Genomic DNA, 19566 nt, shown 5'->3' on the forward strand with positions numbered 1-19566 from the left:
ATTCATTATTATAAATTATTGAGACACAAGCTTACTTCGTTTGGATGATTATTTCTTTCCATCTCCCTAAGTTCGAACAGCTTCTGCCAGGGAAAAAGCGGCTGATAGATACTGTCAACATGATCGCTTATCGGGCAGAAACAGCAATGGCCGCTCTGCTAACCTCACCGACAATCGACTTTCCGATGGCAAGGCAACTATTACAAACGCTGTTTGTGACAGAAGCAGATATATTACCCGATGAAGTAAAAAAACAACTTCGGATACGTGTGCATAGTACTTCCCGACCTGCAAGTAATAAAGCAATAGAAAAGTTATTTGAACAACTCAATCAAACGGAACTCAATTATCCAGGAACCGATCTGCGCTTAATTTATGAGCTGACTTCATCCGCAAAAAATTAGGAAATGGTCTCAAATTAGTTTCGTCTGAATCAAGATGTCTGACGGTATCAACACAATAACCAGCCGACCAAAAATGGTTTCCCCAGTACTTCTTTGTCCGTAAATTTGGGAATTTCTGGAAAGCTTGAATCGCTGTCTTTCCTTTCACTTTTCCTACTAAATCTGATATTGAAATCTTTGGCGGAACCTTTACAAGCAAGTGGACATGATCTGGCTGAACATTTAATTCGATAATTTCACACCCTGACCTTTCTGTATGGGCATAAATACTCTGGTAAACAAATTTTCCGATATCCCCTTTTAAAACTCGATAACGATACTTTGGTACAAATACAATAGGGTACTGGCAAAACAATATGACATGTGATGATTTTTTAAATCTGCTCATTTGTCTCTCCTAGTTAAATTGCGGGAACAACTTAACTAGTTGATACTCTTGAGCAGACTTTTACGCAAAGCTTTTTTTACCCCCGCCCACAGGGCGCGGTTATCTAAGTTGTAATATAGTGTTGCTGGGAATCCAGTGATTAGCGTAGACACTAAGAAAAAGGAACAAATAGGGAATTTATCTCGTGAAGGTAAGATTTATACCACTGAGACTGTTGAAGTTTTTGATCATGATTTCCCGTCATTGGCGGAGGGGGTTGCCGTACCGCATACCGTTTATGATCAAACACGCAATGAGGCATACGTCACTATAGGGACAAGTCGAGACACCAGTGAATTTGCTTGTGATTCGCTTCGCCATTGGTGGTACAACTATGGAATACATTACTACTCGCAGGCCACTTCTATTTTAATGTTGATGGATGGAGGTGGCAGTAATTCATCTCGACACTATATTTTTAAACAGGATTTACAAGTTTTGGCAGATGAAATTGGGATTAATATACGCGTTGCTCATTATCCTCCCTACACATCCAAATGGAATCCTGTTGAGCACAAAGCCTTTCCTCATATTACTCGGGCAATGCAAGGTGTTGTTTTAACAAGTCACCAGTTAACAAAAGAATTGATAGAAACGGCAACAACAAAGTCTGGTTTAAAAGTTTTTGCCTCAATTTTAAATAGAGTTTATGAAACGGGCAGAAAGGTTATGGCCGGGTTTAAAGATTCCATGAGAATTGTTTTTGATGAACATCTTAGGCTATGGAATTATGTTGCTGTTCCTGAAAAGCAATTTTAGAAGTTGCTCAAGTTATTTCGTGCACGTTCCTTAACGACCAAAGGGGGTTGGAGCAAAGGGGTCAGACCAAAGGGGTCAGACTCGATTGATATGCTATAATTTGCCATACTACTAAATTTAGGCTTTAAAAAATGGTTCGTCTTCCTAGCCTTGAAATCCTCGGTCAGCATCAGCATGTGATTCAGGGTGGCAATGATCGAGACCTTATATCAATCGAGTCTGACCCCATTGGTATGTGCGTTTAATACAAGATAATTAGATATAGCATAGACATAATTTTAATCTATTTTCATCAAGCTAGATTCAATAAGTCCGTAACAAGTGTCACTGCTGTAACAATTTCAGGCCACCTTTATTTTATATCGTTCAGGCTTGAACCATTAGCTCTGTTGAACTTAATATTTATATATAGACTATCTGTTAATATTAGCTGATCAGGTGAATAAACCAAGGTCAAATTGTAATAACACAAGAAAACTTTGCTACATCGTAAGATTCTGTTTCATATCGAATGTTACGGGTGTTACAGCTGTTACGCTATTTTTAGAGGTAAGCTGCAAGTAATAGTAAACTAGAAATTATGGTATCAAGGTTCCTTTTGCTACCCAAGCAATAAGCCTGGGTAGCTAATTAATTTATAAACTCTAGTTTTTAATCAGTAAAGTACATAGCTAATTTAGCTTAAATTCACATAAGATGACATCGTTTTTAAGCCAGTCTAACTTCAGGCACCACATTGAAATCAGTGAAAAGTTACCGAAATAATGCTTAACCTCATTAACAAAATAAAGCGTAGTAAGGAACGAATGTACCTATATTTTATCCTTGTGCATGTTTTTTATGCGATTATTGCTCATTACCATCAGGAATTTTAGTTAATAGCAGCTCAATAATCTTTTCCCAGTTCTTTTTCATTTTTAAACTTTTCAACTCATTGTATTCTTTATCATTAAACTTTAATCTATTTGTGGATAGCCAGCTATTTTTGTTATCTTCTAGTGAATCATCATTCATGCTTAGCAGTTTTGAAAACACACAACTCTGACCTAATTCAAAATCAACGGACAAGATAATATTATATTTTCCTTTTGTTATTGCATCTTGCCTATCTATTCGTGTTATAAATCCATTTCCTAGTGGCTCAAAATATATCTTATCTCCTTTTTTATGATTATCTAAATTGATAACATTAATTGATATAGGGGTTGGCTCAATAGGTATATCATTAAATTCTGCTCTACCTTCAGATATTTCTAAAAGTCTTTCTGAAATTTTATCTAAATAATTTATATCTTGTACGGTTTTCCATCGTTCAGGGATGATTTTTTGTCCATTCAATGCACCTACCAGACCACCAGCAAATGCAGCAATACTATCTGTAACCAATAGGGTCATAACCAATAGGGTCAGACTCGATCGATATTTAAACTCTCCTTTAAAGCCCCGCCATATATCTTATTATCAGTCCATATCAGCTCAAAACTTAGTTTCCTGATTTCATCACCGCCAGCAAAACATCCGATAAATTAATAACCCCGAGTAATTTACCGTCCTGATCAATAACTGGCAGATCTTCTACCCAATGATCTAATTGGCGAAAAATTATTTCACCAAGCTCTTCATCTGCAGTGGCACTGGCAAAATGCACTTCCATTAGCTCTGCTGCAGAGCCTGCGGCGACTCGTTCAAGAATTTGGCTGCGTGTATGCGCCGCACAATGTTCTGCCAAAACAAGTTTTGCCAGTTTTTTATAACTTAGATGACCTACGACTCTATGTTTTTCATCCTGTACATATAAATCATTTAACCTGGAATTACTCAGAAGTTTTTGCATAATCTGTTCCAGGCTCCAGTCTTCTTGAACAACGCCAGCATGTGTTGGGTGCTTACTTAACCAGTCTGATACTTTCATAGCTTACCTATTTTTTATGCTCGCCTAGTTTAACAACAGGTATTTCACCTGCACGTTGTAGAGCAAACCGGGCCGTTAAAGGGCCTATAAATTCATAAACGATAGTCGTTGCTAATATCACATTGATAACCAGCAAACTGATCTCTTTAAATTCAGCTTGATGGCTTAATGTTAGTGCTAGACCCACAGCAACACCCGCTTGAGGAATTAAGGCAAAACCCAGCCAGCGAGTTACTTCGATGGGCGCTTTAGTAATTTTTGCACCAAAGGCTGAGCCCATAAGTTTACCCAGAATTCTGGCAAAAAAGTAAACCAGAATAAGATCTATATGCTGCAAGAAAACAGCTGAATGAAAATGCGTTCCAGCCAGAGTAAAAAATAACAGGAATACTGTTTCTTCTAAAAAATCAATTGAGCCAAACAATTTATCACCTGCAGAAAACAGGAAGAAACGAGAAGCAAAACCCAGAGCCATGGCAGATAACAAGACTGAAAAGTGAAACATTTCAGCTAAACCCGAAATGACAAAAATAGAGCCTAGGATTAATGGCAGTAACATGTTTGTTTTATGTGCATAGGCTGCCAGTTTGGCTAAAAAAAAGCCAGCAATGATACCGGCAATAATCGCCAGTGAAATTTCAGTCAAAGCTATTTCAATATTATGTTCAACTGACCCTCCCGTGAGAAAAGCCATGACCACGGCAAAGAAAATGATGCCTAGGGCATCATCTAAAGCAACAACTCCCAGTAAAGTAGTGCTGAGTTGCCCTTTTGCCCGGTATTGATGTAAAACAGCAATTGTTCCGGCAGGTGCGGTTGTCGTGGAAATTGCTGAGAATATGAGTGCAATGGATAAAAGCGGAATGCTACCTACGGATGGCGCTAATAATAACAATCCGCAAAACACAGCAATTGCAGCACCCATTGACTCGCCGAGTGCAATGCCGATTATCGATTTCCCCATACGCTGTAATTGTGCAGCCGTAATTGAGCCGCCAATAATAAAGGCAATAATGGCTAAAGCCGAGTGTGTCAGAGGTAGCGACCAGTCATCAGAAGTCACTGTTATAAAACGACCCAAAAATTCAGGGGAAAACAAGGTTCCGGTAAGCACATAGGCGGCCACTCGGGGGATACCCATTTTACTTGCTACTTGTCCTGAAAAAAGGCCTACAAGTAGTAATAGACCTATGAGTAATATATTTGATTGCTCTATTTGCATACTAAAACTATAGTCTAAACAAACAGGCAACACCACATTTATGGCTGATTTCTTAAAGCAAGGTGCGGCTCACCTGAATGAGAATGACTCGATTACTCCAAGCTTATGTTAACACCCCTGTACAACTCGACCCTTGTCCTGCCGTACACCCAAAAAGCAATGATCAGCCTGAGCCACGAATACCCCGTATTCAGCAAGCTTCATAACGGGCTACAATGAATGTTAATAGTGACTAAAGGCTATATGTAATCGTAACTACTCAGACAAGCTGAGTAGTTACAGCAAAATAAACACGGTAGGATGGGCAAAGGGCTTCATCCGTGCCCATCAACGAAAACATGATGGGCACGTCGTACCTCCTTTGCCCATCCTACAAAACGCTTGTTCTATCATGATTTTTTTTATCAAATACCTGCTTCTCTGGTGCCTGGCTGGAAATATACAATCTATTTTTGTCACTACTCAGATACGCTGAGTAGTGACATGTAATCAAATAATAAAACACTATGACTTTGCTATTTCACAAGCACTAATCCAACACCTTACCTCGCAGGGCTTTAGTCTTACTTCGTTTGGTCTTACTATCCATCCTTCTTTTTTGAGAACCTCTGGTAGGCTTTGTCGGCCTTCTTACTTTTTGCACGACCGTAACTTGTTTAATAATTTCCAACAGGCGCTCAAATGCATCTTCTCGGTTTTTTTCCTGAGTGCGATATTTTTGAGCCTTAATAATAATAATGCCGTCTTTGGTGATGCGTTTATCACGCAAACTTAAAAGCCGTAGCTTATAAAACTCGGGCAGTGATGAAGCATTAATATCAAAACGTAGATGAATAGCTGACGAGACTTTATTAACATTCTGACCACCAGCGCCCTGTGCGCGGATCGCTGAAATTTCAATTTCATTGTCTGGAATGGAAACATGATTAGAAATTTCTAGCACGGTTATTTTCCTTGTTTTATTTTTGCTAACTCTGAGCGTACAAAAGAAGACCGGCCTAATAAGTATCCAGACATAATTAATTCAACATTTTACTTGTCTTTTTCCTCATTTTCAGCGTTGCATAAATAGTTGCGTAGCCAGCTATGCGTCTATTTATGCGCCTTGAAAATGAAAAAAAATCCTGCGTAAAATTTGTTAAATTAATTATACCTGGGTACTTACAACGATTAATATTCCACCGAGAATCAATAATGCTGATAGCACCAGTTGCAGGCTAATCACTTCATTGGCAAAAAGCACCCCACCTATCGCTGCAATGATAGGTACAAATAGTTGTACAACAGCTGCTTGTGTCACTGATAGCCCATTAAGTGCACTATACCAAACGGCATAGCCTATGCCTGAGGTTATTGCCCCTGATATCACGGCCAACAACACGCCTTGTAGTGATAACCAAGCCTCTTGAAATGTTATAAGCATTAAAATAACAAGCATCGGAGTTGTACGGATAAAGTTATAAGCCGTATCGTTTAACCTAAAAACCGCAGTTGAACGCTAAAAAGCACTCTAAGCATTTGAATATAAATCATAATGACCGTAACAACTTATCCCCTGCTGGGTGAACAGACTCCGCTTCACGGTTTTGTGAATAAATCTAAGCGCGAAATACTGCGTTACAGCTTATTGCCAAGGGCTACGGCCATTGCCCGCTAGCGGTGCCTTGTCTTGCGCACTCAGATTTTCCACAAAATCCCTGCTCAACTGCGGTTTCTAGGTTTAAGGTTGCTTTTGAAACCCGGCCTTTAAGCGTATAGAAGCCCCATGCAATACCCGCAACTGTCATCAAAATAAATCCCGTTAATGAAGGGCTGGTCAGGCTGGGTAATACAAAATAGACAAACCCTGAGAATGCAATAATGAGCCCTAGCCATTCAGCAAAATGCAGCTTATTGCCTGATAACAAGTTGATGAAAACCATAGTGAACTGCACGGCTGCGAATAAAATCAATGCCCCGTCCCTGTATCTAAAGAAATATAAGCATAGGAAAAACTCACTGCGTACAGAAATAACATAAAGGATGCAAACCAGCTTCCTTTTGAACTCGCTGCTTTCTGCCTAGAACTTATTTTTAAAATAAGCGCTAATACAACAATACCTGCTAACAAACGGATACTTGTGAAACTAGCCGCATCAATAGAAGTTTCACCCAAAGCCAATCGGCATAAAACTGAATTTCCTGCAAAAGCCAATAGCGCGATAACTGTAGATATTATGGTTTTATTTACTTGGCTTTTCACTATTTCTATTTCCTTCGCTGTTTTTTCAACAAGCGCATAGCTTCCGTATATACCGGTTAACAACCCTTCGTCACTACTTACATGAATTATTGCATTTTAATATTATAATACGTCCAGCACACAAAATTATATGTGAGATTAAAAAATTAAAACCGGGAATTGAAATATTAAAAACACCCTACTCTGATATTCATTAACACATATAATTACAAGCATGCATTCCATAAATAAGCCTGGCCCTGACAACCACTATTTAGCTGAACATGTAGAATTACTAGCCTCTAGTTACCTGCATTGGACTGGTAAAGATTTACTAGAATACGTGCGGCCTTGCGATAATATATACCGTGCCTTATTTGAAGCGCCCTTCGGAGTAGTCTCGCATGGCACTGAAGTTAACCCGGTTTTTAATTATGCCAATCAAACCGCGCTCAATGTTTTTCAAATGGAATGGTTAGAGTTTACGACTTTGCCCTCGCAAAAATCAGCAGAACCCGTAAATCAAGCAGAGCGTCAGCAACTCCTGGCTCGTGTCAGTCAGTACGGATTTATAGATGATTACCGAGGCGAAAGAATATCCTCAACAGGTGAACACTTCATGATTGAAGAGGCAACTGTGTGGAATATTGTCGACAAAAAAGGCACCTATTATGGTCAAGCTGCCGTCTTTTATCAATGGTCAGAACTATAAGGCAACTCGAAATTAATCACAATTCTGTACACATCAGGTTACCTGTACAGAGTATAAATATTATTCACCCACTCTATTCTCTCCTGATACACTGCAATAAGCTCTTCCAGTTCTTTAGGTAAACGCTCTGGCCAATCCAGACCATATTTTTCAGGCATACAAAAAGGCGCTAATAAAGCAGCAGCCGCCAAATCTGCCCGGGTAAATTGACCACCCACCAGAAAATCATGGTTTTGAAAATGCTGATACAGTTTATCAATAGCCACAGTTAGTTTTAGCTGAGATTCCCAAGCTGATGCCTCACTAATTTTCATTATTTTCTGCATCATGACTTTTAATAATGGATATTTCATTCGTAGCAGCATGGGCCCATACCAGGGGCCATTATGAGTAAAAAATGGAATGACAATATCAGGGTGTTGTAACAAAATATGGTAACAACAGCGACGAATATGTGGGCCTATTTCACGATCAACGTAGCACTCCCATTCTATAGCCTGTGCTTTTAACTGTTCATCTTCGGGGCTAAGACTGCGTTCTGGATAATGCTCATCTAGATAGGTGATAATCTTGGCAGAACCTTGAATAACCATTTCATCATCAACTATGACGGGCACTGATGATTGTTCTGCTATTTTTTTAGTTGTTAAACTATGAAAACCCAGTAGCAGGTTTTTCACCTGATAGTCTAATTGTTTATAATCTAGTGCCCAGCGCACTTTTTCGCAATAATGCGAGATAGGAAATTGATATAAAGTGATCATAGGTAGGCCTATAAATATGTTATGACAATGATTATAAATTTTTCCGGTTAATCAAACCATTACAAGCGACTAACAGGCCAGTAAACGCCTTCATACTGGCGCTGCCAGACTTGATTATTACTACGCTTTTGCTCTAATGTCGTAAAAGTATAACGATACAAAACAGCCCGAACGTACTTAGGAGGGTTATCCGCAAATGGATTTTCTAGTAGCAACGACAGAACCTGCGGAGAACCTAGTAGCAGCTGTTTCAGCAAGCCATCAAACCAGGAATCTTTACGCGGCGGCCCCAGAGCAGCAAACCACATTTGCCAGTCCAGTCGTGGTTGATGCGGAATAATCCAGCTAAGGTCGCGATTTAAATTCCCTGGTTTGTATTTGAATTCATAATCTAACCAGTATTGTCCATCAGTTGAACCCTGCACAATGATTTCTTTTCGTTGTGTGGTCATTACAGCAAAGGGACCGTAGTTATTGACTAGAGAAAAAATTGATGTTGTTCTAAGTATTGATTTGAGCGGTTTATACAGGGGTTTGTGTGCCTGATATAGCCAAACCTGGCTAAGGCAAATTATTATTATCAGCCCTCCCCATAGACCTGCAAACGTATGAGCAACACTCCCCGGCAGTGCTTTATGCTGTTGAATATAAACGATCAGTCGCGGCGACAATATTTTTTTAATATCTCGATCCTCTAGCAAAAAAAGGCACAGCATCAAGACTAATAGATTAAAAAAATTATAATTGCCTGTGAGAATAATACCACTTTGTAGCAGGATAAAAGCGCAACAGGCAAAAATCCGGAAGGGTCTGGGCAGAAAAACAAAAAATGGTACGATCAGCTCAATAAAAAACATCCCACCGACACTTGCTTTGTGGATCCATCCTGGTAATTGATGAGCATAATAAGCAACGGGTGTAGGTAAAGGCTGAGTTTCATAATGAAAATTCAAAGCACTCCAATTTGCCCAACTAGGATCACCGCTGGCAACCTTGAGCAATCCACCCATAAACATAAACCGAGCGAGTAACCAGCGATATACCAGCACAATAATCCCCGAACCCCAAGTCAAAAAAATCGCTAAAAAACCTACTTCAAGTAATAATACATCCCATTGAAAATGCGTAAAGTCCTGACCGATCTCAACGAGTGACAGATTCAGGCAGTAACAGCTAATTAATGCAGGCCGGGTAAAAATATTAAGTAACACTAGAAATGCGGCTGCCATACCTGCATAACAGACAAAACCAAGCATTATATCTGAAGCATCAAACCAGAAAATAGTCGGTGTATGCCAGAATTTTTGTCCTTGATAAATTTGTTCAATCAAAGCTAAATAACTGCTGGCAGGCAGTAGGCCATTCGCACCCACTAACCCTTCTATCTGCACTGAGAGTGATGCAAAGGCAAAAAAGTAGATCAGTGCCAAAGCTCTTAAAAAAACCCAGCTCAGTAAAATATAATCTGAACTGTAAGTATTCCAGATAGCTTTAGAAAATAGCCTCATGCGCAAACGGCTAAAGCACGAGATTATCTTAAAGAAAAGTCAATAAAAAAGTATTTACTCTTCGATATTCAACAACCAACCATCACTGCCTTTACAGTTATTTGTGCCTTTCGCGTTAATCTCGACCCGGGCATAGGTTCCCTTTAAACTAGCAGGGAGCGTTCCAGAAACCTGATAAGCATTATTGACCTTATCGACGCTGACTTCCACAGGCTGCTTTTTTACACTGACCTTAATGCTATCTGGATTAGTGAACATAGAAGTCTTGAAGGAAAATTTCGATTGCGCTGCGACTACTTCTAAATGAGGTGGAGTGAATTCAGTGAATTTTGGTTTTTTACATGCTTTTTTACTACTGCTGCTACTGCCATAGGCTAGTACGTTACTACTAAATACGGTAAGCAATAAGACAGTCATCATTTTAATAATATTCATAAACTCGCTCCAATATAGAATTAAGACAACTTTCACTATACTCTAGTTTTCAAAGCCTATATGCAATTATATTTTCATAGATTGGAGAGATACACGCCCGTAGAAATTATCCTGGAAAAATCAGTTGAGCGCGGTTTCTAGCACAAGCTCTTGATTCCTCCGCACTTGCTAAAAATTTCAGATTCGCGTTGCAAGCACTACTGCAGTGGTTCTTTAAACTCCATGGAATTAAATATCCACGTTCTAAGAACGTGGTTTTATTACACCCTAGGCCTGCCTATTACCCATAAATTACAGCTGGACAATAAAGAATAATTATTGCATGCTATAAGGCATGAATAAACAACACCAAATCAAACGAACACTCTCCTTATCAAGCAATATAGAATACATCAAACAATTACTGGGAGGCAAGGGAGTTGCACATAGAAGCGATTTAGCCAAACAAGTCTGTACACACTTTGAATTTCACGATGCACGCGGGAAAATGCAAACCAGTGGCTGCCTGAAAGCACTCCGTGATCTAGAATCATCGGGACATTTTGAGCTCCCTAAGGCGCAACACAAAACAGGCACTAAATCACCCCGTCGCTTAACGGACTCCGTGCCGCACCCTGTTGATGTACCCGCTGAAGTCATTCACATTACAGCGCTTGAATTGGTACCAGTACAAGAGGCAGAGCAGATGCGAATCTGGAATGAACTGATGCTCACAGAGCACTACCTGAAAGCCGCAACATTGGTGGGCCGGCAAATGCGCTACCTGATTCGTTCCGAGCATGGCTGGTTAGGAGGGATTGGGTATGCCGCGCCGGCTTTGCAATTATCCGCCCGCGATCAATGGATAGGCTGGAATCAAGAAGAGCGTCAAGCGCAGCTCCATAGGATCGTAGGGATGAGTCGTTTTTTGATCCGTCCCAGCGTCAATTGCAAATACCTGGCATCGAAAGTACTGGGCATGAGCATGGCAACGATAGCAAAAGATTTTAACCGGCAGTATGGATACTCACCCTTGCTCATTGAAAGCTTTGTTGATACCGAGCACTATTCGGGCACCTGCTATAAGGCTTCAAACTGGTTGGCCATCGGAAAAACCAAAGGGCGGGGACGCCAGGACCGGCATAATGACTCGACATTAAGTCAAAAAACGATTTATATGTACCCACTCGATACCTCTTTCAGGAAACAGCTGGGATTATCAGCCAATGCAGGTCTGGGCGCACTGGCTATCAGTGAAGGACTGGATGCTGAGCAATGGGCCGAACATGAATTTGGCGGTGCGCCACTGGGCGATAAACGATTAAGCAAAAGACTCGTCAACGTCGCTGATGCAAAATCCCAGAACCCTGGCAGTGCCTTCTCAGGGACAGTTGAAGGTGACTGGCCAGCCACCAAGGCCTACTATCGCATGATTGACCAGCCAGAAGGCTCAGCCGTTAATCTGGAAAATATCTTGCAACCTCACCGCGAACGGACAGCGCGACGAATGATGGGGCAAAAAACGGTTCTATGTCTGCAAGATGGCAGTGAACTCAACTACACAAACCTGGATAAATGCAGTGGTTTAGGGGAGTTGAAAGCCAACCAGACCGGTGCAAAAACCAAAGGACTGACTTTACACTCAAGCTTCGCCATTGCGCCAAACGGATTGCCATTGGGCGTCCTAAAAGCACAGTGTATTGCCCCGCACCCCCGGTTGCCCGATGACAAACGTAAACCATCAAAAATACCGATTGAAGAAAAAAAGACCTTTGTCTGGATAGAGCACCACCGTGATTTAGTTGAATTAGCGGCCACCATGCCGCAAACACAACTGGTTAATGTCTGTGACCGGGAAGCTGATTTTTTTGAATTGTTTGATGAACAAAGAAAAAACCCCCGTGTTGAACTGCTTATTCGTGCTCAGCACGACCGTAATATTAATCAATCCCCCTTCAAACTGTTCGCAGCCATTCGTGAAACCAGCGTACAAAGTCGAGTCAGCGTGAATGTTCCCCAGCAAAGTGCCCGACCTAAAAAAAGCAAGCAAAAAGCCAAAGCAGCAAGACCAGGAAGGCGGGCAGAACTGGCATTGCGTCACTTAGCCATACAACTCCCTGCTCCCAGCTATTATCATGACAAAGAGCCGGTTGAAATACAGCTTATCCATGCGCTAGAAGAAAACCCGCCTCAAGGCACAAAGGCCGTCGAGTGGTTTTTACTGACAACGATTAAAATTGAATCCGCAAAGGACATTGAAAAGTGTTTGCGTTGGTATACGTTGCGCTGGCGAATTGAAGACTGGCATCGTGTGCTAAGGGAGATGGAAAGAAATAATCATCCAAACGAAGTAAGCTTGTGTCTCAATAATTTATAATAATGAATTCTGAATTTATTCTCACACTAGGCAGATAAGCTTGTTGATATTAACAGATAGCATTATAGGTTGGATTATAAATACAGCCCATCGTTTAAAAGGCTCGGTACGTCGTATATTCATGGCTGAAACGGTGGAGCTACTAGGCTCAGGTGGTGCAAGTATTGCTGAAGAAAAACTAGGATGGAATAGAGGCACTATCCGAAAAGGACAATATGAACTTGAAACTCAGCCCATAGAAGATAATTTTTCAGCGAGAGGGCGTAATAAAAGTGAAGAGCATTTTCCTCATCTACTTGATGACATAAAAAAAATTGCTGAACCGGAGTGTCAAACGGATCCCTCTTTTAATTCCTGTCGATTATATACCCGGCTAACGGCTAAAGAAGTTAGAAAACGTTTACTGGAGATTGATTATTACGATGAAAAAACATTACCTTGCTCAAAAACTATCAATACAAAATTAAATGACCTGAGTTACCATCCAAAAAAGGTACAAAAAACAAAGCCTCATAAGAAAATCAAGGAAACGGATGCAATTTTTGAACAAGTTCATTCAGTCAATGGAATGGCAGATATCAACCCAAAAGAGATTCGTATATCAATTGATGCCAAAGCAAGAATGAATATAGGAAATTTTTCACGGGGAGGACGAAATCGGGTTTTAACAAAAGCAGAGGATCATGATTTAGATGTTAAGGAAAAGTTAACTCCTTTTGGTTTTTATCTGCCTGAACATGATGATTTTTTCCTTTTCTTTACAGCAGGCTATGCCAGCAGTGATTTCATCGTTGACCGATTGGAAGAAATTTGGCCAGAAATTCAAGAAAAATATGGAGTAGATATTCTGACAATTAACGCTGACAATGGTATGGAGAACAGTAGCTCCAGAACTCAGTTTATAAAAAGGCTTGTGGAGTTTGCTGAAAAAAGCAACATAAAGATAAAACTGGCCTACTACCCTCCTTATCATAGTAAATATAACCCAATTGAACGAGTATGGGGAGCCTATGAAAATCATATTAGGGAGATGGAAAGAAATAATCATCCAAACGAAGTAAGCTTGTGTCTCAATAATTTATAATAATGAATTCTGAATTTATTCTCACACTAGGCAGATAAGCTTGTTGATATTAACAGATAGCATTATAGGTTGGATTATAAATACAGCCCATCGTTTAAAAGGCTCGGTACGTCGTATATTCATGGCTGAAACGGTGGAGCTACTAGGCTCAGGTGGTGCAAGTATTGCTGAAGAAAAACTAGGATGGAATAGAGGCACTATCCGAAAAGGACAATATGAACTTGAAACTCAGCCCATAGAAGATAATTTTTCAGCGAGAGGGCGTAATAAAAGTGAAGAGCATTTTCCTCATCTACTTGATGACATAAAAAAAATTGCTGAACCGGAGTGTCAAACGGATCCCTCTTTTAATTCCTGTCGATTATATACCCGGCTAACGGCTAAAGAAGTTAGAAAACGTTTACTGGAGATTGATTATTACGATGAAAAAACATTACCTTGCTCAAAAACTATCAATACAAAATTAAATGACCTGAGTTACCATCCAAAAAAGGTACAAAAAACAAAGCCTCATAAGAAAATCAAGGAAACGGATGCAATTTTTGAACAAGTTCATTCAGTCAATGGAATGGCAGATATCAACCCAAAAGAGATTCGTATATCAATTGATGCCAAAGCAAGAATGAATATAGGAAATTTTTCACGGGGAGGACGAAATCGGGTTTTAACAAAAGCAGAGGATCATGATTTAGATGTTAAGGAAAAGTTAACTCCTTTTGGTTTTTATCTGCCTGAACATGATGATTTTTTCCTTTTCTTTACAGCAGGCTATGCCAGCAGTGATTTCATCGTTGACCGATTGGAAGAAATTTGGCCAGAAATTCAAGAAAAATATGGAGTAGATATTCTGACAATTAACGCTGACAATGGTATGGAGAACAGTAGCTCCAGAACTCAGTTTATAAAAAGGCTTGTGGAGTTTGCTGAAAAAAGCAACATAAAGATAAAACTGGCCTACTACCCTCCTTATCATAGTAAATATAACCCAATTGAACGAGTATGGGGAGCCTATGAAAATCATATTAGTGGCGACATAATGGATACAGTTGAAACAACTTTAAAATTTGCCAAAAGTATGACCTACAATGGCAAAGCACCTATTGTTAAATTAACAGAAAAAATATATGAAACAGGAGTAAAGGTAGGTAAAAAAGCAATGAAGACGTATTATCAGTTTGTTGACCGAATGCCATCGTTGGAGAAATGGTTTTTGACCATTTCTCCTGGTTGTTCTGGATGATTATTTCTTTCCATCTCCCTAAAATCAGGCTGTAAAATTGACGATCTTGCTCATGAAACGGCTGAGCGGTTGCGTCGGGCGATTGGTATCAATCTGGTTATCGCCTGGCGGATCATGCTCATGACGCTTCTGGGTAGAGAAACGCCTGAGCTTCCTGCTGAAATATTATTTTCTGATGTTGAATTGCGTACCCTGCACGCCTACGCAAAAAAAAAGATTAAAACCCCCTTTGTTACTAGGTGAAGCTGTACAATTGGTAGCAAGAATTGGAGGACATCTGGGGCGGAAAAAAGATCCCCCGCCCGGTCATCAAATCATGTGGCGAGGGTACGCAGCTTTGCAGCTTTTGTGTGCCGGGTTCTTGCTGCTGGAAGGCGGGTGATATTGTGTGTCATGATTTATGGGTAATAGGCAGCCCTAGAAGGGTGTTTTTAGCATCGTTGGTGTTCAAAAAATCGGGTGGAGTGCAATAGCTTCAGCTATTGCTGTTGCGGAAAAATCTAAAGCTTTTTCATTCCCCTCTTTAAGCCCTTTTATAAAGGTAGCCCTGTTATTCCGTTTCTCTTAACACACTCTAATAATGTCAGGCAGAGTCTACAAACCTACCCCCGCCCACAGGACGTGGTTATTATTTTTAATCTATACTTCGCGCGGTCATGACTGCGGATTTCTAGCGGCTGAGTTTTTGCCGATAGCTACGTGCCAGCTTCAACGCCCCCGTACCAAGTACGGGGCAGGCTTTGCTATAGACAATAATCAGTTCACAATACAACCGCATCCGTGACCGCGTGAAATATATTAAACATCAATCTGCAATACATCTACACCCTCCCAGACTTGCTCGGTGAATTCCGTATCAATTGCTGGCATTCCCTCTTTCATCCAGTCAACGATGACTTTGGCAATATTCGGATAAGTTATACGTACAGCATGCTTATGATGCAGCCATTCTTCAATGCTGTCAGGCTGTATTTTATTCATCGTATGTCCATAGCCCAACTGGTTTAAGGCAGCAGCATTTGAAATCTGCTCCATCTGAGAACTCAAAGGCTTTGCCAGGATTTTCTTGCCTAATTGCAGCGCTTCGCTTGCCAGTTCAAACCCGGCATTGCTGATAATGCCAGTACTATCATATAAATCTTTTTGAAAACCTTCTCTGGATAATGGGTAGCAAGTAATATGTTCATATTTACTTTCCACAGGGACCGGTGAATAAACATGAAATTGAAAATTTTTAAACGGGCATAAATGCCTGATTACTTCATGCTGAATTTCAAAGGGCAAATAAACAACAATTTTATTTTTTACAGTACTTTTAGGGAAATCTGGAGTATCAATAATAGGCGGCAAAATAGGCTGACCAAAGTGATGCCAATGCAACCCAACACCGGTACTTACGGGAGCAAAATTCTTTATCACCAGATCGGCCAGTGGATCGTATCCGGTACGGGGAATATCATGGCCAAAAGCATATTGATGACCAATACCCAATACTTTTACTTTTTTGGTTTTACCCGCCCAAGCTGTTACTGGTTCAAAATCACTAATCACCAGATCATAGGCAGATAAATCTAGTCCTTTAACATCTTTGACAAAGGTTATGGGTTTAGCTTGCAGCACAGACTTAATATAATTCACCTGACCTTTATCTGTATTAAAAGTCAGACCTTCCTTATGTTGATAGCCATTAAAAACCTGCATATCAAAAAACTGATCACTAGGGCGACCGGTAAACTGAAAATCGACATCAAACCCAGCAGCAAACAATTCCTTTGCCATCACTCTCGCACGCGTAATATGACCGTTACCGGTTCCCTGTACTCCATAAAATATTTTCATAAAATTATTTGATTTAAACTATAGGTTGCGGCACTAATACCAAGAATCATTCCCACCAAAGTATCAGTAGGAAAATGCACTCCAAGCACCACACGGGAAAATCCGACTAATGCCGCCCAGAGTAATAAAGGTAATAACAAGACAGGAATAAAGAAGCCGGAAATAATCGCCACCATAAATGCGGCAGAGGTATGCCCGGAAGGAAAGCTGAATTTATCAGAAGGTGTGACCAGACTATGAAATTCTTTTATTGCAGCCTGCGGGCGGTTGCGCTTAAAACCGTTTTTCAGTACAAAATATATCGGCCGTTCCATTAAAAAAGCCAGCAGCAGTGTTTGTAAAAAAGGACTTTGCCAGCCATCTTTAAAATACAGTACAGTGACTAAAAGCAAATATAAATAACCATCCCCCGTTCGTGATATATAGCGCGCTGCTGTTGCAAGATTATGATAAAAGCGTGCATTAATAAGGCGGTTGAACATAAAAACATCATACTTATGCACAGAATAGATCAGTTTCATTTTTCTTACCCCTCAGTAACAATAAAAAAGCAGTATTATTCAATTTCTTATCGCGTATTTATTTCAAACTGAAAGGATAGTGATCTTGTATGACAAATTGATGAAGGTTTTTTGAAGCTTTTATGACAAACGTAAATACTCTAATGCTACTATTTAGTGGCTTATATTTTGTACTACTCAGTCTGTAAAAATGCCAAATAATTACTTGATTACCCACAACTCTCAGCTAGACTCCGTCATTCCAGCTACCATTTTAAAACGGAACAAAGCAATGTAGGCTGGGTTAGCTTATCTAGCGAAGCGCAGATAACGTAACCCAGCACTTTACGTATACGGGGCTTTGCTGGGTATCGGGTCAGAGGAGGCCGCAGCCTCCGTCTGCCCACAGCACCGTGCGTACGGGTCCGTACACGGCTCCTCACGCAAGACTTATCCATTGAGAAACCTCAAACCAATGCTTCACCCTTCGGTCAGATCGTATTTCCTGCCCTTTCTCTTTTATAAACCAACTATTCGGATAGGCTTTCGTCACTGCTCGCGCATTTGATAACACCCACCGTTTGTTGTTTGAGAATACGGCATTCCCTGCTTGTTTTCGCGGTACTCCTCGTTTGATCAGTTTTCGATACAGGTGCTTTTTCCTCTTTTGTTGATCCACTATCCTTGATCGTAATCGTCGCCTTATATGCGCTTCAATTTTCTTTAGTTGCGCGGGGTAATAGGTCAAACTGTAGTAGTTTGACCAACCCACGTACCATTGATTGATCTCGTCTAGTGTTGTTTCCAGAGTCTGATGAGTGCCTCTTGGGGTCAGTTCTTTGACTTTATCCATGGCGGCTTGCAGGGCTTTATGCGCAATCGCAATCATCCCGCCTACCACGGTAAATCCCAAAAACTTGACCTTCTCGGATTTGGCCACTTGGCTTTTATCCCGATTCACTTTCAGTTTTAGCTTCTTTTCGATAAATTGGCTGACTTTTTCCATGACTCTATCTGCCGCTTTTTGCGATTTGACAAAGATGTTACAGTCGTCTGCGAATCGACAAAACTCAAGTCCGCGTTTTTCCAATTCCTGATCCAGTTCATCCAGAACTATGTTGCTCAGTAAAGGGCTTAGTGGACTTCCTTGTACCGCCCCTTCTTCGCTTGAGGTAACGACACCCTTTATCATGACACCGCTTCGCAACATGATCCCTACGAGAGAAAGTATCCGTTTATCCGATACTTTCTCTCCCATTCGGGCTATTAACCGGTCGTGGTGGATTCGATCGAAAAACTTCGATAAATCAATATCTACCACATAGGGCTTACCACTTTTTATTATATGTTGAGCCATTTGCACGGCTTGGTGCTGACTTCGTCCTGAGATAAAGCCGTAACTATGCTGTGAAAAATCCCGCTCAAAAATAGGGTTTAGTAGTAGTTTCATGGTTGCTTGTACCACTCGATCTCGTACCGTCGGTATGCCAAGTAGTCGTACTCCCTGGCCTTGCGGCTTAGGTATTTCTACTCGACGTACGGGCGAGGGTTTGTAAGTCCAGTCTGTCAGTTCCTGTTGCAGCTGGCTTAGCTCTTCGTCTAAACTGGCTTCAAAGTCCACTATGCTTATCCCGTCTATTCCAGGCTTGCCTTTGTTCTTCTTTACCTGTTCAAATCCTATAGTCAAGTACAATGTTGAGCATAGGTTTTCGAAAAGTCTTGGTTCCTCTTCAAATAGGTCTCTTTGGTTCATTTTACTCTTTCGTTTGCAGTGGTCTTTCATGCATCTCGCACAATCCATTCGTTCACAGTATACGTTGTGAATAGTGAGTTGCTCCTTTCAGGCAGATGTCATACCACCAGTCTATAATCAACGGCCGTGACCGCTTACGTGTTCCGCCCTTCACCTCTAACACCCTGTTGCTGATTCGATGTTTTGCCCTCATCCATGTCACCATGAATTCATCGGCACCGAACTTTACGATTACTATGGCTTCATCTGAAAACCCTCGGTCCATAACGACTACATTGCTGCAGCGCTTAGGGCTTAAAGAGTCGCAGTTACTCCGACCCAAATCCGACGGCTCCTCACTGGGTAAGATAGTCACCCGTTTCTCAATCTACCTACCTTCAATACGACAACCCGTTACGGTGAGAATGTCGGGCTTTGGTGGTTGCAGACA

20 protein-coding genes and 1 pseudogene are annotated in these 19566 nt (G+C 40.8%); 7 read left to right on the plus strand and 14 right to left on the minus strand.

The window, feature by feature from the left end; translation table 11 throughout:
• Window positions 1-44 precede the first annotated feature (44 nt).
• Window positions 45-404 carry a putative transposase gene (locus ACQY3F_RS09280; protein WP_428354558.1) on the plus strand — a complete coding sequence of 120 codons (360 nt, stop codon included), beginning with the start codon at window positions 45-47 and terminating at the stop codon, window positions 402-404.
• Here the strand turns inward: ACQY3F_RS09280 and tnpA are convergent.
• A complete protein-coding gene (tnpA, locus tag ACQY3F_RS09285) occupies window positions 343-792 on the minus strand; it encodes an IS200/IS605 family transposase (RefSeq protein ID WP_428354560.1) in 450 nt (149 codons plus the stop codon). The genes ACQY3F_RS09280 and tnpA overlap by 62 nt on opposite strands.
• Window positions 793-927: 135 nt before the next feature.
• On the opposite strand from tnpA, the gene ACQY3F_RS09290 reads away from it, so the two are divergent.
• On the plus strand, window positions 928-1590 hold the full coding sequence (locus ACQY3F_RS09290; protein WP_428354562.1) for an ISAzo13 family transposase: 663 nt from the start codon (window positions 928-930) through the stop codon (window positions 1588-1590).
• Window positions 1591-2436: 846 nt separating this feature from the next.
• Here the strand turns inward: ACQY3F_RS09290 and ACQY3F_RS09295 are convergent.
• The 7 genes and pseudogenes from ACQY3F_RS09295 to ACQY3F_RS09325 form a co-directional block, all read right to left on the minus strand.
• The gene (locus ACQY3F_RS09295; RefSeq protein ID WP_428354564.1) at window positions 2437-2985 is read right to left on the minus strand and encodes an ADP-ribosylglycohydrolase family protein; all 549 of its coding nucleotides are present in this window, start codon (window positions 2983-2985) and stop codon (window positions 2437-2439) included.
• A gap of 88 nt (window positions 2986-3073) precedes the next feature.
• Complete coding sequence (locus tag ACQY3F_RS09300) at window positions 3074-3502, minus strand: CBS domain-containing protein (protein WP_428354566.1); 429 nt, start codon at window positions 3500-3502, stop codon at window positions 3074-3076.
• Window positions 3503-3509: 7 nt separating this feature from the next.
• Window positions 3510-4724 carry a cation:proton antiporter gene (locus tag ACQY3F_RS09305; protein ID WP_428354568.1) on the minus strand — a complete coding sequence of 405 codons (1215 nt, stop codon included), beginning with the start codon at window positions 4722-4724 and terminating at the stop codon, window positions 3510-3512.
• A 529-nt stretch (window positions 4725-5253) separates the two neighbouring features.
• Window positions 5254-5667, minus strand: a complete 414-nt coding sequence (gene arfB / locus ACQY3F_RS09310) for an alternative ribosome rescue aminoacyl-tRNA hydrolase ArfB (protein ID WP_428354570.1) — start codon at window positions 5665-5667, stop codon at window positions 5254-5256.
• A 204-nt stretch (window positions 5668-5871) separates the two neighbouring features.
• Window positions 5872-6180: pseudogene (locus ACQY3F_RS09315) on the minus strand (EamA family transporter); the annotation flags it as partial.
• 181 nt (window positions 6181-6361) lie between these two features.
• Entirely contained in the window at window positions 6362-6676 is a 315-nt protein-coding gene (locus ACQY3F_RS09320) for a hypothetical protein (protein ID WP_428354571.1), read from the minus strand.
• A complete protein-coding gene (locus ACQY3F_RS09325; RefSeq protein WP_428354572.1) occupies window positions 6673-7029 on the minus strand; it encodes a hypothetical protein in 357 nt (118 codons plus the stop codon). Before ACQY3F_RS09325 ends, ACQY3F_RS09320 begins: the two co-directional genes overlap by 4 nt.
• 151 nt (window positions 7030-7180) lie before the next feature.
• Here ACQY3F_RS09325 and ACQY3F_RS09330 point away from each other — a divergent pair, with 151 nt between their 5' ends.
• Window positions 7181-7657, plus strand: a complete 477-nt coding sequence (locus tag ACQY3F_RS09330; RefSeq protein WP_428354573.1) for an MEKHLA domain-containing protein — start codon at window positions 7181-7183, stop codon at window positions 7655-7657.
• 38 nt (window positions 7658-7695) lie between these two features.
• On the opposite strand, the gene ACQY3F_RS09335 is transcribed toward ACQY3F_RS09330, so the two are convergent.
• From ACQY3F_RS09335 to ACQY3F_RS09345, 3 genes are all read right to left on the minus strand, one after another.
• Complete coding sequence (locus ACQY3F_RS09335) at window positions 7696-8421, minus strand: glutathione S-transferase family protein (RefSeq protein ID WP_428354574.1); 726 nt, start codon at window positions 8419-8421, stop codon at window positions 7696-7698.
• Between the two features lie 59 nt (window positions 8422-8480).
• Window positions 8481-9752, minus strand: coding sequence for a lipase maturation factor family protein (locus tag ACQY3F_RS09340; RefSeq protein ID WP_428354576.1), 1272 nt, complete (start codon window positions 9750-9752; stop codon window positions 8481-8483).
• 231 nt (window positions 9753-9983) lie between these two features.
• Window positions 9984-10364, minus strand: a complete 381-nt coding sequence (locus ACQY3F_RS09345; protein ID WP_428354577.1) for a hypothetical protein — start codon at window positions 10362-10364, stop codon at window positions 9984-9986.
• Between the two features lie 334 nt (window positions 10365-10698).
• On the opposite strand from ACQY3F_RS09345, the gene ACQY3F_RS09350 reads away from it, so the two are divergent.
• The 4 genes from ACQY3F_RS09350 (at window position 10699) to ACQY3F_RS09365 (ending at window position 15287) form a co-directional block, all read left to right on the plus strand.
• Window positions 10699-12720, plus strand: a complete 2022-nt coding sequence (locus tag ACQY3F_RS09350; RefSeq protein WP_428354578.1) for an IS4 family transposase — start codon at window positions 10699-10701, stop codon at window positions 12718-12720.
• Between the two features lie 43 nt (window positions 12721-12763).
• On the plus strand, window positions 12764-13804 hold the full coding sequence (locus ACQY3F_RS09355; RefSeq protein ID WP_428354579.1) for an ISAzo13 family transposase: 1041 nt from the start codon (window positions 12764-12766) through the stop codon (window positions 13802-13804).
• A gap of 43 nt (window positions 13805-13847) precedes the next feature.
• A complete protein-coding gene (locus tag ACQY3F_RS09360; protein ID WP_428352931.1) occupies window positions 13848-15044 on the plus strand; it encodes an ISAzo13 family transposase in 1197 nt (398 codons plus the stop codon).
• 69 nt (window positions 15045-15113) lie between these two features.
• Window positions 15114-15287, plus strand: a complete 174-nt coding sequence (locus ACQY3F_RS09365; RefSeq protein WP_428354581.1) for a hypothetical protein — start codon at window positions 15114-15116, stop codon at window positions 15285-15287.
• 555 nt (window positions 15288-15842) lie between these two features.
• Here the strand turns inward: ACQY3F_RS09365 and ACQY3F_RS09370 are convergent.
• The 3 genes from ACQY3F_RS09370 to ltrA form a co-directional block, all read right to left on the minus strand.
• A complete protein-coding gene (locus ACQY3F_RS09370; RefSeq protein WP_428354583.1) occupies window positions 15843-16883 on the minus strand; it encodes an MJ1255/VC2487 family glycosyltransferase in 1041 nt (346 codons plus the stop codon).
• Window positions 16880-17404 (minus strand): phosphatase PAP2 family protein, encoded by a 525-nt coding sequence (locus ACQY3F_RS09375; protein WP_428354584.1) that lies wholly within the window; start codon window positions 17402-17404, stop codon window positions 16880-16882. Before ACQY3F_RS09375 ends, ACQY3F_RS09370 begins: the two co-directional genes overlap by 4 nt.
• A gap of 418 nt (window positions 17405-17822) precedes the next feature.
• Window positions 17823-19136: a group II intron reverse transcriptase/maturase gene (gene ltrA / locus ACQY3F_RS09380; protein WP_428354585.1), complete on the minus strand. Its 1314-nt coding sequence runs from the start codon at window positions 19134-19136 to the stop codon at window positions 17823-17825.
• Window positions 19137-19566 lie beyond the last annotated feature (430 nt).

This window comes from Methyloprofundus sp., assembly GCF_965251085.1.
Classification (GTDB): domain Bacteria; phylum Pseudomonadota; class Gammaproteobacteria; order Methylococcales; family Methylomonadaceae; genus Methyloprofundus.

Coding starts and splice junctions, on each gene's coding strand:
- ACQY3F_RS09280 (WP_428354558.1), top strand. CDS start 45: ATGATTATTTCTTTCCATCTCCCTAAGTTCGAACAGCTTCTGCCAGGG.
- tnpA (WP_428354560.1), bottom strand. CDS start 792: ATGAGCAGATTTAAAAAATCATCACATGTCATATTGTTTTGCCAGTAC.
- ACQY3F_RS09295 (WP_428354564.1), bottom strand. CDS start 2,985: ATGACCCTATTGGTTACAGATAGTATTGCTGCATTTGCTGGTGGTCTG.
- ACQY3F_RS09300 (WP_428354566.1), bottom strand. CDS start 3,502: ATGAAAGTATCAGACTGGTTAAGTAAGCACCCAACACATGCTGGCGTT.
- ACQY3F_RS09305 (WP_428354568.1), bottom strand. CDS start 4,724: ATGCAAATAGAGCAATCAAATATATTACTCATAGGTCTATTACTACTT.
- ACQY3F_RS09330 (WP_428354573.1), top strand. CDS start 7,181: ATGCATTCCATAAATAAGCCTGGCCCTGACAACCACTATTTAGCTGAA.
- ACQY3F_RS09335 (WP_428354574.1), bottom strand. CDS start 8,421: ATGATCACTTTATATCAATTTCCTATCTCGCATTATTGCGAAAAAGTG.
- ACQY3F_RS09345 (WP_428354577.1), bottom strand. CDS start 10,364: ATGAATATTATTAAAATGATGACTGTCTTATTGCTTACCGTATTTAGT.
- ACQY3F_RS09350 (WP_428354578.1), top strand. CDS start 10,699: ATGAATAAACAACACCAAATCAAACGAACACTCTCCTTATCAAGCAAT.
- ACQY3F_RS09370 (WP_428354583.1), bottom strand. CDS start 16,883: ATGAAAATATTTTATGGAGTACAGGGAACCGGTAACGGTCATATTACG.
- ACQY3F_RS09375 (WP_428354584.1), bottom strand. CDS start 17,404: ATGAAACTGATCTATTCTGTGCATAAGTATGATGTTTTTATGTTCAAC.
- ltrA (WP_428354585.1), bottom strand. CDS start 19,136: ATGAACCAAAGAGACCTATTTGAAGAGGAACCAAGACTTTTCGAAAAC.